General features: G+C 72.4%; 12 protein-coding genes, 2 pseudogenes and 1 riboswitch. Of the genes and pseudogenes, 7 read left to right on the forward strand and 7 right to left on the reverse strand.

Going from position 1 to position 13339, the window contains the following annotated elements:
* Positions 1-76 precede the first annotated feature (76 nt).
* The 4 genes from ACTWQE_RS02465 to bioB all read right to left on the reverse strand — a co-directional run bounded on the left by ACTWQE_RS02465 (position 77) and on the right by bioB (position 4742).
* Positions 77-745 (reverse strand): class I SAM-dependent methyltransferase, encoded by a 669-nt coding sequence (locus ACTWQE_RS02465; protein ID WP_443327098.1) that lies wholly within the window; start codon positions 743-745, stop codon positions 77-79.
* Between the two features lie 434 nt (positions 746-1179).
* Positions 1180-1914, reverse strand: coding sequence for a dethiobiotin synthase (bioD, locus tag ACTWQE_RS02470; protein ID WP_443327099.1), 735 nt, complete (start codon positions 1912-1914; stop codon positions 1180-1182).
* Positions 1915-2218: 304 nt separating this feature from the next.
* Entirely contained in the window at positions 2219-3523 is a 1305-nt protein-coding gene (locus ACTWQE_RS02475; protein ID WP_443327100.1) for an adenosylmethionine--8-amino-7-oxononanoate transaminase, read from the reverse strand.
* Entirely contained in the window at positions 3516-4742 is a 1227-nt protein-coding gene (gene bioB / locus ACTWQE_RS02480; RefSeq protein WP_443327101.1) for a biotin synthase BioB, read from the reverse strand. The genes ACTWQE_RS02475 and bioB overlap by 8 nt, the downstream gene beginning before the upstream one ends.
* A 145-nt stretch (positions 4743-4887) precedes the next feature.
* Here bioB and ACTWQE_RS02485 point away from each other — a divergent pair, with 145 nt between their 5' ends.
* Positions 4888-6045, forward strand: coding sequence for an 8-amino-7-oxononanoate synthase (locus ACTWQE_RS02485; protein WP_443327102.1), 1158 nt, complete (start codon positions 4888-4890; stop codon positions 6043-6045).
* 291 nt (positions 6046-6336) lie between these two features.
* The gene (locus ACTWQE_RS02490; protein WP_443327103.1) at positions 6337-6765 is read left to right on the forward strand and encodes an ATP-binding protein; all 429 of its coding nucleotides are present in this window, start codon (positions 6337-6339) and stop codon (positions 6763-6765) included.
* 240 nt (positions 6766-7005) lie between these two features.
* Here the strand turns inward: ACTWQE_RS02490 and ACTWQE_RS02495 are convergent.
* From ACTWQE_RS02495 to ACTWQE_RS02505, 3 genes and pseudogenes are all read right to left on the reverse strand, one after another.
* Positions 7006-7343 (reverse strand): annotated as a pseudogene (locus tag ACTWQE_RS02495) (C40 family peptidase); the annotation flags it as partial.
* A gap of 591 nt (positions 7344-7934) precedes the next feature.
* Positions 7935-8092, reverse strand: a riboswitch (cyclic di-AMP (ydaO/yuaA leader).
* A gap of 335 nt (positions 8093-8427) precedes the next feature.
* The gene (locus tag ACTWQE_RS02500; RefSeq protein ID WP_443327104.1) at positions 8428-8736 is read right to left on the reverse strand and encodes a hypothetical protein; all 309 of its coding nucleotides are present in this window, start codon (positions 8734-8736) and stop codon (positions 8428-8430) included.
* A gap of 5 nt (positions 8737-8741) precedes the next feature.
* The gene (locus ACTWQE_RS02505; RefSeq protein ID WP_443327105.1) at positions 8742-9377 is read right to left on the reverse strand and encodes an ATP-dependent Clp protease proteolytic subunit; all 636 of its coding nucleotides are present in this window, start codon (positions 9375-9377) and stop codon (positions 8742-8744) included.
* Positions 9378-9461: 84 nt separating this feature from the next.
* On the opposite strand from ACTWQE_RS02505, the gene ACTWQE_RS02510 reads away from it, so the two are divergent.
* From ACTWQE_RS02510 to ACTWQE_RS02530, 5 genes and pseudogenes are all read left to right on the forward strand, one after another.
* A complete protein-coding gene (locus ACTWQE_RS02510; RefSeq protein ID WP_443327106.1) occupies positions 9462-9758 on the forward strand; it encodes a type II toxin-antitoxin system Phd/YefM family antitoxin in 297 nt (98 codons plus the stop codon).
* 372 nt (positions 9759-10130) lie between these two features.
* Positions 10131-10433 (forward strand): annotated as a pseudogene (locus ACTWQE_RS02515) (urease subunit gamma).
* A 13-nt stretch (positions 10434-10446) separates the two neighbouring features.
* The gene (locus ACTWQE_RS02520; RefSeq protein ID WP_443327107.1) at positions 10447-10752 is read left to right on the forward strand and encodes an urease subunit beta; all 306 of its coding nucleotides are present in this window, start codon (positions 10447-10449) and stop codon (positions 10750-10752) included.
* A 75-nt stretch (positions 10753-10827) separates the two neighbouring features.
* Positions 10828-12549, forward strand: a complete 1722-nt coding sequence (locus tag ACTWQE_RS02525) for an urease subunit alpha (protein WP_443327108.1) — start codon at positions 10828-10830, stop codon at positions 12547-12549.
* A 16-nt stretch (positions 12550-12565) separates the two neighbouring features.
* Entirely contained in the window at positions 12566-13327 is a 762-nt protein-coding gene (locus tag ACTWQE_RS02530) for an urease accessory protein UreF (protein WP_443327109.1), read from the forward strand.
* Positions 13328-13339 lie beyond the last annotated feature (12 nt).

Genomic DNA, 13339 nt, shown 5'->3' on the forward strand with positions numbered 1-13339 from the left:
GCTTCCGGGCGAGGCGGGCGGGGGCCGGGCCCGAAGAGGATGCGCAGAGGGGCGGGCCGAAGCGCGGGTCCCGGAGTCAGGCAGGGCGCCTGGCAACGCCCAGGACATGGGAGGACGTCGGCAGGGCCGGGCCTCCCTCGGGGACCCGCAGCCGCCGGAGGCGGGCCATCTCGAACCCCGCCGCCCGTACCGCCGCGAGCGTGTCCCGGCCCGTGTGGCAGCCACCGAACAGCAGGGGCCATACGGTGCGGTCCAGCGCCTGCTGTGTCATCGCCATGGCCCGGCTCTCCGACCGGCCGTGTTCGAAGAAGCGCAGCTCGCCGCCCGGCCGCAGCACACGGTGGATCTCCCGGAGAGCACGCGGCAGATCACGCACACTGCACAGGACGAGTGAGGCGACCGCCGCGTCGAACGCCTCGCTCTTCACGGGCAACGCCTCGGCAGCGCCCGGTACGACATCCACCGGCACGTCGGAACGCAGGGCCGCCGAGGAGGCCAGCCGCCGCAGATGCCGTTCCGGCTCGATGGCCACCACCTCGGAGACGGTGCCGGGATAGTGCTGGAAGTTCAGACCGTTCCCCGCACCGATCTCGATCACCCGTCCCGAGAGCCCGGAGAGCAACTCCTCCCGGTGCGCGGCGACCCCGGCCTTCTCCTCGGCGACCACGCTGAGCCGGGCGTAGAAGCGGGCGAACAGCGGGTGATGTACGGCATCTCGCGGAGCCTTGCTGCTGCGCAGGGCCATGAGAGGTCCCTTCCGCCGGCGGAGTGCGGTCATCCGGAATTGTCCCACCGCGGGGACGGCCTGCACCGTGCCGCGGGAGTGCAGAGAGACCCGGGCCACCGGACCCGGGCCACCGGCCCGCAGCGCGCCGCCGCGCCGACCGGAGCCCATGCGGTCCGGCGGCCCGGCGGAGGCGTTCCGTGCCGGTCGGACCCAGGTGCCACGCCGGACAAGGGTTGGACCGCTCGCCGCCCCGCCACGGCTTTCACCGGCTACCGCTGGGCGGGGCCCCCGGCATGAGGCCGGGGGAGCCCCCCAGCCGCGTTGCCCGAGCGGCCGAGCAGGCCCTCTGGCCTCCCGGCATGGGAGACCCCGGAGAGGCCGGTCCGGCGGCGGACCGCACCAAGTCACCTCGCCACCGGGCAGACCTTGGCCGGACCTCCACCGACGCGGCACTATCCCGCCGACGCCTCGCCCGCCCGCATCCCTGCCGTGAACGCTTCCGCGCACCACGTTCCGCCCAGCTCGGGAGCCAGCCAACCTGCCGCCTCCGCACGGAAGTCCGCGGGTTCCAGCGCCGCCGCGCCCTGCGGAACCGCCCCGAGCAGCGGAGCGTCCGCCGCTTCAGGGAGGTCGGCCAGATTGCACCGGGCGGCCAGGTCCGGATCCGCGGGCCAGCTGCCGACGACCACCCCGGCGCACGCCAACTGCCGTGCGCGCAACGCCTCCGCGGTCAGCGCCGTCGCGTTCAGCGTGCCGAGCCCCGCCGGGGTGACCACCATGACCGGAGCGTCCAGCAGCCGCGCGGCGTCCGCAAGGGTGGCGCCCGTCTCGTCGAAGCGTACGAGTAGCCCTCCGGCCCCCTCGACCAGTACGAGGTCGTGTTCGGCTGCCAGTTTCTCCGCCGCCCAGGCCACATCCTGGGGGCGCACCGGCGGAAGTCCGGCCCGCCGGGCGGCGGTCGCCGGGGCCAAGGGCTCGGGGAAGCGCGCCAGTTCGGTGGCGGTGACGGGCCCGGCGAGCCGTACGACCTCCGCGGCATCGCCCGGCTCGCCCGGCGCGACTCCGGTCTGCGCGGGCTTGAGCACGGCGACGGACCGGCCGCTCGCCAGAGCGACGGCGGCCACCGCGGCGGTCGTCACCGTCTTCCCGATCTCCGTGCCCGTCCCTGTGACGATCATTACTGCCATGTCTCTCCCTTCACCTTCCGGCCGCCCGCGGCCGGCGCACCGGGCGCTCGTCCCCGGCCGTTCCGTGCCGGTACGCGCCGACGCCCGCCCCGGCCCGGGACGTCGGGCCGACCCGCGGCTTTCGGCCTGGGCCGGGCGGGTTTCAGGCCGCGCCCGGTGCCACGGCTTACGGCCGTCTGCGGCCGACACCGTCCGCGCGTAGGCGCAGCCTCCGGCTCCCGTGCACCGACGTCGGCTCCCGCGCTCGGAGCAAGCCATGGCTCCCGCGCCCGGCGCCCACAGCCGGTGCGCCCACGGCCGACCGTCAGCCCGCAGCGGCGGCCGCACGGACCGCGGCGCCGATCCGTGCCACGTCCTCGTCTCCCGTGATGTACGGCGGCATGGTGTAGATGAGGTCGCGGAACGGCCGCAGCCACACCCCTTCACGCACCGCCGCCCGCGTCGCCGCCGCCATGTCGACCTCGTGGTCGAGCTGGATCACGCCGATCGCGCCCAGCACCCGTACGTCCCGGACTCCCGGCAGGTCCTCGGCCGCGGCCAGCCCCTCCCGCAGCCCGGCCTCGATCCGCTTCACCTCGCCGGGCCAGTCCTGGGAGAGCAGCAGCTCGATCGAGGCCTCCGCGATCGCCGCGGCGAGCGGATTGGCCATGAAGGTCGGCCCGTGGGCCAGCACCGGAACCTCTCCGCGCGAGATGCCCTCCGCCACCCGTGCGGTGCAGAGCGTGGCCCCCATCGTGAGATAGCCGCCGGTCAGAGCCTTCCCCACGCACATCACATCGGGCGAGATGCCCGCGTGACCGGCGGCGAACAGTGCGCCCGTCCGACCGAAACCGGTGGCGATCTCGTCGAGGACCAGCAGCACTCCATGCTCGTCACAGGCCTCGCGCAGCACCCGCAGATACCCCGGTGAGTGGAAGCGCATGCCGCCGGCGCCCTGCACCACCGGCTCCACGATCACGGCCGCCAGCTCGTCGGCATGGCGCCCGATCACCTCGCGCAGATGGCGTACGTACGCCTCGTCGGGTTCCGTGTCGAAGCCCGGCGGCGGGGCGTCGGCGAAGACCTGCCGCGGCAGCACGCCCGACCACAGATGGTGCATCCCGCCGTCCGGGTCGCACACCGCCATCGGCTGCCAGGTGTCGCCGTGGTACCCCCGGCGCCAGGTCATCAGCCGCCGCTTGTCCGGACGGCCCACCGACCGCCAGTACTGCAGGCACATCTTCACCGCGACCTCGACCGACACCGAACCGGAGTCGGTGAGGAAGACATGCCGCAGCGGCTCGGGGGTGATCTCCACCAGCCGGGCGGCGAGCCGGACGGCGGGCTCATGCGTGAGACCGCCGAACATCACATGGCTCATCCGCTCCAGCTGGGAGTGCGCGGCCTCGTTGAGCACCGGGTGGTTGTAGCCGTGGATCGCCGACCACCACGACGACATGCCGTCGACGAGCTCGGTACGGCCTTCCGCCGGTTCGGCCAGCCGCAGCCGGACCCCGGCCGCGGACTCCACGACCAGCGGCTCCTGCCGCCCCGGCATCGGACCGTACGGGTGCCAGACGTGCTGCCGGTCCAGCTGGAGCAGCTCCTGGGTGGTCAGCCGCTCAGGCATTGGGCGCCAGGTCGGTTCCTGCGCCGCGTCGCCGCACCGCGACGAGGTCCGTACGGGCCTCGCCCGCCGCGCTCCGCGCCGGAACGGCTTCGGCATCCGCACTCCGTGCGGGGACGGCCTCGGCGTCCGCCCCGCCGTCTGCGCTGTCTCCGCAGGGTCCGCAGCCTCCGCCGCCGTGCGAGCCGCAGCCCGCTCCGGCCGCGGCCAGGGCGTCCGCGCGGTGCTCGGGCAGCGTCGTCGTACCGGTGCCCTCCACCTCGAAGCCCGCGTCGGCGATCATGTCCAGGTCGGCCTTGCCCGCCTGGCCCTCGCTCGTCAGGTAGTCGCCCAGGAAGATCGAGTTGGCCAGGTGCAGGGCGAGCGGCTGCAACGACCGCAGATGCACCTCACGGCCGCCGGCCAGCCGTACCTCCACATCCGGGCATACGAACCGCACCATCGCCAGGATGCGCAGCGCACGCTGCGGGGTGAGGTTCCACTCCTTGCCCAGCGGCGTGCCCTCGAAGGGGATCAGGAAGTTGACCGGCACCGAGTCCGGGTCCAGCTCCCGCAGCGAGAAGACGACATCCACCAGGTCCTCGTCCGACTCGCCCATGCCGGCGATCAGCCCGGAGCAGGCGGACAGCCCGGCGGCCTGCGCCTGCTGCACGGTCGACACCCGGTCGGCGTAGGTATGTGTGGTGGTGATGTCCCCGTATGTGGCTTCCGAGGTGTTGAGGTTGTGGTTGTACGCGTCCGCGCCCGCCGCGCGCAGCCGCTCCGCCTGTCCGTCGTTGAGCAGCCCGAGGCAGGCACACACCTCGACGTTCTCGTTCTGCTCCTTGATCGCCTCAATGGTCTGCGAGACCCGGTCCACGTCCCGGTCGGTCGGCCCGCGCCCACTCGCCACCAGGCACACCCGCTTCGCGCCACCGGCCACGCCGGCGCCCGCCGCCGCGGCGGCCTCGTCGGGCTTCAGCCAGGTGTACTTCAGGATCTCGGCCTTCGAGCCGAGCCGCTGAGAGCAGTACGAGCAGTCCTCGGGGCACAGTCCGGACTTGAGATTGACCAGGTAGTTGAGCTTCACCCGCCGGCCGAACCACTGGCGGCGCACCTTGCCGGCCGCGGCCACCACGTCGAGCAGGTCGTCGTCCGACGTGGCCAGTACGGCGAGAGCCTCGTCCCGGGTGGGCAGCTCGCGTCGCAGCCCCTTGTCCACCAGCGTCTTCAGCAGATCCATGGCGCAGATCCTTGCCTACGGCACCGCTCCTGGCCAAGGAGAGATTGCACAACACCGGCCGTTCGAGGTGTGTGTATTGCCACACCCTGACCATGGCGTCCCACGACTACGGTCTGGGCAGACCCTACAGAGGCGAGGAAGGCCCATGTCCCAGGACCCGTTCGACTGGATCGATGAGCAGGCGCGGGCGCGCCGCCGCGCCGGGCTCGTCCGCGCGTTGCGCCCGCGTCCGGCCGACTCCGGGCTTCTCGACCTGGCGAGCAATGACTATCTGGGGCTGGCCGGCCACCCGGAGGTCACGGAGGCCGCCGCCGAGGCGGCCATGGTCTGGGGTGCGGGCGCCACCGGATCCCGCCTGGTCACCGGCAGCACCGAGCTGCACGCGGAACTCGAGGACACCCTCGCCCGCTTCTGCGGCTTCGAGGCCGCCCTTGTCTTCTCCTCCGGCTACGCCGCCAACCTCGCCGCGGTCACCGCGCTCAGCGGCTGCGGCACGCTCGTGGTCTCCGACGCGGGCAATCACGCCTCGCTCATCGACGGCTGCCGGCTTTCCCGGGCGGAGACCGTCGTCGTGCCGCACGCCGACCCCGAAGCCGTGCGCAAGACGCTCGACGCGCACGCAGGTGCCCGTGCCCTCACGGTCACCGACTCGGTCTTCTCGGTCGACGGGGACGCCGCCCCGCTGGCCGGGCTGTCCGCGGCCTGCCGCGCGCACGGCGCGGCTCTTCTCATCGACGACGCACACGGGCTGGGCGTCCTCGGTGACGGCGGGCGCGGCGCCCCCCACGCGGCGGGGCTCGCCGGTGCCGCGGACACGGTCGCCACGGTCACCCTGTCCAAGTCCCTCGGCAGCCAGGGCGGCGCGGTCCTCGGCCCGGCGCGGGTGATCGAGCATCTGGTGAACACGGCCCGGACGTTCATCTTCGACACCGGTCTCGCTCCGGCCGCGGCCGGAGCCGCCCTGGCGAGCCTGCGGCTGCTGGCCCGCACACCGGAGCGTGCGGCGCGGGCCCGTACCGTCGCCGGAACACTGCACCGGCAGCTGACGGCGGCCGGGCTCGCGGCGGTCCGGCCGGACGCCTCCGTGGTCTCCGTACGCGCCCCCGGCCCGGATGAAGCTCTGCGCTGGGCGGCCGACTGCCGGTCCGCCGGGCTGGTGGTGGGGTGCTTCCGGCCGCCGTCCGTGCCCGACGGCATCTCGCGGCTGCGGCTGACGGCCCGGGCGGACCTGACGGATCAGCAGGTCGCCGAGGCGGTCGGGGTGATCGTCGCGACGGCCCCCCAGGGCGTGACCGCTGCCTGACCCCTCAAGGCTCCTGCCGCGGACGACCGATCCGAGGATTTCGAGGATTTCGAAGACTTCGACGCATTCGAGGAATGCGGTCGGGACCGTTGTTGAGCGAGCGCTGCCCAAATACGCTCTGTCGTCGCAGAGTTCACCGCTTCGAGCGACAGAATTCCGTACATCTCGGGGGATCACCCCCGACACCGCGGCATCGGTGGCACTCTGGCGCGAAGCGACCGTCCGAAGCCGGCTTCGACCTTGTCTCGCAACGCGTCGGAGCCCGGACGGTGGGAAAGGGACAGCGTTGCCATGGCAGACCACCAGGAAGCATCCGTCACCTTGCCGAGCGAACCGGCCTCGGTCGTCACGGCGCGACGATACGTCACCGACGTCCTCGCCGAATGGGGCCTGCCGGAGGGAGCCGAGGCGGCCGACACCGTACGGCTCATCGTCTCCGAGCTCGCCACCAACGCCGTGCAGCACACCTTCGGCCAGTCGCCCACTTTTACCGTGGACGTCCATCTGGAGCGCCACGAGCAGTTGAGGATCGGCGTCACTGACAGCTACCCGCGCTGGCCGCAGCGGCTGCCGGCCGCGGTGCAGCAGGACAACGGTCGCGGCCTGGTCATCATTCGGTGGCTCACCGCGGAGTCCGGCGGCAAACTCTCCATCACACCGACCGTGGAGGGCGGCAAGACCGTGTGGATCGCGCTGCCGTGGACGGCACCCGAGATCTGACCGAGCTCTTGTGGTGCCTCCCCCGGCGCCGCTCAGGGTTGCCTGACCGCCCATCAGCCCGGGCGGTCACCGTTCGACGGCACTGCCTTCCCCCGGGTTGCTCGGCCCGTTCCGGCCACCACGATGACCCGGTCGGCCTCGTCCGTACGGTCATGGGCCCGCGGTCGCGGCACCTCGGCGTCGGTACGGTCGTGGGCCCTGGTCCGCGGCGCCGAGTCGTGCGTCCGGAGTGTCGCCGGCTCAGCCGACGCGTCCGTAGGTGACGTTACCGGTCCAGATCGTCTCCAGCCGCACCTGCCTCCCGGGCTTGGGGGAGTGCCAGATCTTGTTGTCGCCGGCGTAGATGCCGACGTGGTTGACGCCGCTGGGGGAGTGGAAGAACACCAGGTCACCACGGCGTCGTTGGGAAGCGGGGATGTGCCGTGTCTCGTTGTACTGGCCTCGGCCGTGCGGGGCAGCTGCTTCCCCGCCCGCCTGAACGAGTACTGCGTCAGACCGGAGCAGTCGAAGGTGTTCGGGCCTTCGGCGCCGTACACATAGGGCGCCCCTTCCTTGGAGGCGGCCACTCGCAGCGCCCTCGTACCCGGAGTCGGCGCCGGGTTCTCGGGGCGGGGTTCGGGCTCCCTCGGCCGGGGCGGCTTCGCCGGTGCCGGCTTCTTCGGACGGGGTTTCACCGGCTCGGCCCTGGGCGGATCCGTCTCGGGGGCTTCGCCCTTGGGCGGTTCGTCCTTGGGCGTCTGCGGCGCGGGCGGTTCGGTGCCCGGCGCCAGTGCCTCGACGGGGGGCGGGGCCGTGCCCGGTCCGGCCTCCTGCGCGGGGGGCGGTCCGGCCTCCTGCGCCGGGGGCGGCGCGGCGTCCGTCGGCGGTGCCTCCAGGAGGGGCGGCCGGTTGACCCGTACCTCGCCCTCCACCGGAAGCGGTTCGGTAGCGGGCAGCGTGGCCTCGGCAAGAGGCGGGGAATCGGGCGCCGTCCCCTGGCCCTCCGGGACTCCGGGGCTGGGCGTCACCCCCTCGACGTGGGCACTCTCGGGGGCCGGCGGTGGCGCCGCCTGTGCCTCCGTGGTGACGCCGGGGCCCAGGAGGGTTCCCCCGACAGCGGCGAGCGTGAGCGCCGAGGCGGTACCGGCGCGGGAGAGAAGGGACGGGATGCGGTTGCGTGCGGCCATGGGTGACCCTTCGTCAGCCGCCTGTGAAGGATGGCCTGTCGGGTTCGGGCAGGCGAAGTTGCCCGGCCGCGGCAGCGGCTTCACCCCAGGAGCGGACCGGTCGTTCACGGTCCGCTCCGGACTGCTTGGGTCCTCCACTCCTGCCGAAGCACTTCCTGTTGGCCCGTCATCCGGAACGGCGGCAGGACTCGGCGTCCGCCCGGACCGCCCCGCCGCGGCGGCGGGGGCTTGTCGTCCCAGGATGGTCTCCACCACTGCCGCGGATTCCCTGCTGACGCGACCTTATGTGATGTTCATCACGTAAGTGTCATTCGAGTGGCGATGGTCGTTTTCTTCCTCTGCTTCCCGGCAGGTGACCCTCCGTCAGCAGTGGATACGGCGATCTGCACCGGTCGCGACCCCGCGCAAGTCGATCAATGCGACGGTCCGCTCCGAGGTCCATCGATTGAGCGAGTCCGTTCGGAGGCAAACCCCTGCCGGATCGCGCCCCGTGTGCTCAGTCGGAGGGTTCGGGCGGCACGGTGACCCGCCCCGCACGCCGTTCACCGTCCAGGACGCGCAGTGCCCTCGCCAGGGTCCCGGCGTGCACCTGAGCCTCGCCCCGCTCATGCATGACCGCCAGCGCGTCGCGCAGTGCGGCCGCCTTGCCGACCAGGGCCTGGGCGGCGCGCAGCCCCCCGTACGTATCGGTGGCGCGGGCCGGATTGATCCGCCCCATGAGGTCGAGCGCCTCCAGGTAACGGTCCACCAGATCGCTCTCGGCCCGGGTCAGGGCGGGCAGCGGGGGCAGTTCGGGAGGGAGCACCGCGATCACCTCGCGCCGTACGGAGTGCCGGCCTGCCTGCGGCCATGGATGATCCGGTCGGCAAGCCCATAGGCCACTGCCTCCCCGGCCCCGAAGATCGTGTCGCGTTCGATGTCGGCGGAGATCCGGGCGTGTGGCTGCCCGGTGTGCCGCACGAGCGTCTCCTCGAGCAGCGCGCGCAGCCGCATCAGCTCCCTGGCCTGGATCTCCAGCTCCGAGGCCTGCCCCTGGACGGGCTCGGAGAGCGACGGCTGGTGGATGAGGATCCGCGAGCGGGAGAGCATCAGCCGCTTGCCCGGGGCACCCGCGGCGAAGAGCGCAGCGGCGGACGATGCGGCCTGCCCCATGCACACGGTCTCGACATCGCAGCTGATGTACTGCATCGCGTCGTAGATCGCCGTCATCGCGGTCAGCGACCCGCCGGGGGAGTTGATGTAGAGCGAGATGTCGCGGTCCGGCGCGGCGTACTCCAGATGCAGCAGTTGCGCCATCACGTCATTGGCCGCGGTGTCGTCGATCCGCGTGCCGAGGAAGACGATGCGCTCCTCGAGCAGCATCGAGTACGGATCCATCGTGCGGATCCCGGAACGTGTGCGTTCCGTGAACTCCGGCAGGACGTGGCGGGCGGTCGGACGATCCATCACTGCACCTCTCTGCTGCGCTCCGGCAGGGGTGACGCCCTGGAGAAAAAATGTACAGGACGTACATCCCGTTATGATGGGAGCATGGCTTACGAGATTCCGGTGACGCAAGCCCGTGCCGAGCTGGCAGACCTGATCAACCGCGTCGTATACGGCGGCGAGCGGGTCGTCGTGACGCGCCACGGGAAGCCTCTCGTGGCGCTGGTTTCGGCGGCTGACCTGCAACAACTCGAGCAGGCGGAGGCGCCGTCCGAGGAGCGGGTGATCAGTACGGTCTCCGTCGTGCGCCCCGGTGCGTCCGCTCCCGGCGAACGGCGCCGCTTCGGCATCGCCGCGGAGCACCGCGATCCGGACGCCGACGACCACCGCCGGGACCGCTGAGGCCCTCCCCGGGGCGCGAACGGGGGGCGTGACGGCCCACGACGGCAGCTGACCACCGGCCGTGTCGCCCGCGGTCTGCCGCCGCCACGGGGAGGCCTTGAAGACCGGACTTCGGCGGCATCGGGCCACTGCCGGGTGAATCCACGGCCGATGTCGGGGAATCCCGCCAGTTAACGTCGCCGAAACGCCGCCGAACTAGCCTGCCGCAACAGGCCCGGAACGGCCGTAGCCGCAGGTCGGTGTCGTGGGATGCCACTGCCGGGCTGTGTGATACGCCTGTTGCGCGACGCGTCGGCGCCCGCACCCGGCCCGCCGTCCGGACAGCTCCCCGCCCCGGGTGGCGGGAGTGTCGACGAGTGTGAGGTGGGAAACGTGCAACTGACCCCGCACGAGCAGGAGCGGCTGCTCATCCACGTGGCGGCCGATGTGGCCGAGAAACGCAGGGCACGCGGAGTACGGCTGAACCACCCCGAGGCGATCGCGATCATCACCGCACACATCCTCGAAGGCGCCCGCGACGGCCGCACCGTCGCCGAACTCATGTCCTCCGGACGCAAGGTGCTCACCCGCGACGAGGTCATGGACGGCATTCCCTAGATGATCCACGACGTGCAGGTCGAGGCGACCTTCCCGGACGGCACCAAGCTCGTCACCGTCCACGAACCGATCTGCTGACGGGAGCGTGCGCATGATCCCCGGAGAGGTGCTGTACGCGGACGGGCCGGTGGCCCTGAACTCGGGCCGTCCCGTCACCCGTATCACTGTCCTCAACGCGGCCGACCGTCCCGTGCAGGTCGGTTCCCACTACCACTTCGCCGAAGCCAACCCCGGTCTCCGCTTCGACCGCGGTGCGGCCCGCGGGCTGCGGCTCAACATCGCTGCCGGCACCGCCGTCCGCTTCGAACCGGGCATCCCCGTCGAAGTCGAACTCGTGCCGATCGCCGGGCGGCGGGTCGTCCCCGGACTGCGCGGCGAGACCGGCGGCGCGCTGTGAGCGGCCGTACGACCACGCCGACGCCCGGAACGACCGGCAGCCGCGTGCGCGGCGGAGCGAGCACAGAGGTGCACCATGGCTGAACTGTCCCGCGCCGCGTACGCCGACCTCTTCGGCCCCACCGCCGGGGACCGCATCCGGCTCGCCGACACCGCTCTCCTCGTGGAGATCGAGCGGGACCTCGCGGGCGGCCCCGGAGCCGCGGGTGAGGAAGCCGTCTTCGGCGGCGGCAAGGTGATCCGCGAGTCCATGGGCCAGGCACGGACGACGCGTGCCGAAGGGGCCGCCGACACGGTCATCACCGGAGCCGTCGTCCTCGACCACTGGGGTGTCGTCAAGGCCGACATCGGTATCCGGGACGGCCGGATCACCGGTATCGGGAAGGCCGGGAACCCGGACACCATGGACGGGGTCCACCCCGACCTCGTCATCGGGCCCGAGACCGAGGTCATCGCCGGGAACGGCAAGATCGTCACCGCGGGCGCGATCGACGCGCACGTCCACTTCATCTGTCCACAGATCGTCGACGAGGCGCTGGCCTCCGGCATCACCACGCTCGTCGGCGGCGGCACCGGACCCGCCGAGGGCACCAAGGCGACGACCATCACCCCCGGGCCCTGGCACACGGCCCGGATGTTCGAGGCGCTGGAGACGTATCCGGTCAACATCGGGCTGTTGGGCAAGGGCAACACCATGTCCCGGGACGCGATGCACAGCCAGTTGCGCGGCGGCGCGCTCGGATTCAAGATCCATGAGGACTGGGGGGCGACCCCCGCCGTCATCGACGCCTGCCTGGGGGTGTGCGAGGAGACGGGCGCCCAGCTCGCCGTTCACACCGACACCCTCAACGAGGCGGGTTTCGTCGGCGACACCCTCGCGGCCATCGCGGGCCGTTCCATCCACGCGTACCACACCGAGGGCGCGGGCGGCGGGCATGCACCGGACATCATCACCGTGGTCTCCGAGCCCAATGTGCTGCCCAGCTCCACGAATCCGACCCGCCCCCACACCGTCAACACCGTCGAGGAGCACCTCGACATGCTGATGGTCTGTCACCATCTCAACCCCGCGGTGCCCGAGGACCTCGCCTTCGCCGAGTCCCGGATCCGGCCCAGCACCATCGCCGCCGAGGACGTCCTGCACGACCTGGGCGCCATCTCGATCATCTCGTCCGACTCCCAGGCCATGGGGCGCGTGGGAGAGGTCGTGCTGCGCACCTGGCAGACCGCCCATGTGATGAAGAAGCGGCGGGGAGCGCTGCCCGGTGACGGCCGCGCCGACAACCTGCGTGCCCGCCGGTACGTGGCCAAATACACCATCAACCCGGCCATTGCGCAGGGCCTGGACCACGAGGTCGGTTCGGTGGAGACCGGGAAACTGGCCGACCTGGTGCTGTGGGACCCGGCATTCTTCGGCGTCAAGCCGCAACTCGTCATCAAGGGTGGACAGATCGCCTACGCGCAGATGGGCGACGCCAACGCGTCCATCCCCACGCCCCAGCCGGTCATGCCCCGCCCGATGTTCGGCGCGACAGGCCGGGCACCGGCGGCCAACTCCCTCAACTTCGTCGCCCCCGCGGCGATCGAGGACGACCTGCCCGAGCGGCTGGGTCTCGGCAAGCGGTTCGTGGCGATCCGCAGTACGCGCAGTGTCGGGAAGGCCGATATGCGCGAGAACGACGCCCGCCCGGATGTCGTGGTCGACCCGGACACCTTCACGGTCACGGTCGACGGTACCCCGGTCGACCCGGCCCCGGCCGAGGAACTGCCCATGGCCCAGCGGTACTTCCTCTTCTGACGGGCGGCCCGGCACGATGAGCACCTCCACCACGGACCCGACCCCGGCGGGTGCCGCCGCGGTGTCCGACCCTGGGGCGGCCGGTGCCCCGACTGCCCGTCCCGCGGCCCGCGCCGCGCTGCTCGTCCTCGCCGACGGCCGCTTCCCGGCGGGCGGGCACGCCCACTCCGGCGGAGCCGAAGCCGCCGTCGACGCGGGCCGGATCCATGACGCCGGCAGCCTCGCCGACTTCTGCCGGGGACGGCTGCACACCGCGGGACTCGTAGCCGCCGGTCTCGCTGCCGCGGCGGCCGCCGGCGCGGACCCCCTGCGGCTGGACGAGGCCGCCGACGCCCGCACTCCCGCCCCCGCACTCCGTGCCACCGCGCGCCGCCTGGGGCGTCAGATGATGCGCGCGGCCCGGGCCACCTGGCCGTCACCCGAGCTCGAGGCGCTGGCCGCCGCGCGGCCGCGCGGTGCGCACCAGCCCGTCGTCCTGGGCCTCGCCGTACGCGCTGCCGGCCTGAGTCCGCTCGACGCCGCGCACACCGCCGCGTACGAGTCGGTGAGCGGCCCCGCCACCGCCGCGGTGCGCCTGCTCAGCCTCGACCCCTTCCACGCCACGGCGGTCCTCGCCCGGCTGGCTCCGGCCGTCGACGCGGTGGCGCAGCAGGCGGCCGACGCCGCCCCCCGTGCGGTCCACGACGGCGTCGACGCCCTGCCCGCGGCCTCCGCCCCGCTGCTCGACATCGCCGCCGAACGGCATGCCGCCTGGCCCGTACGACTCTTCGCCTCGTAACCCCGAAACACC

The organism is Streptomyces sp. 8N706 (genome assembly GCF_052245415.1).
GTDB lineage: Bacteria > Actinomycetota > Actinomycetes > Streptomycetales > Streptomycetaceae > Streptomyces.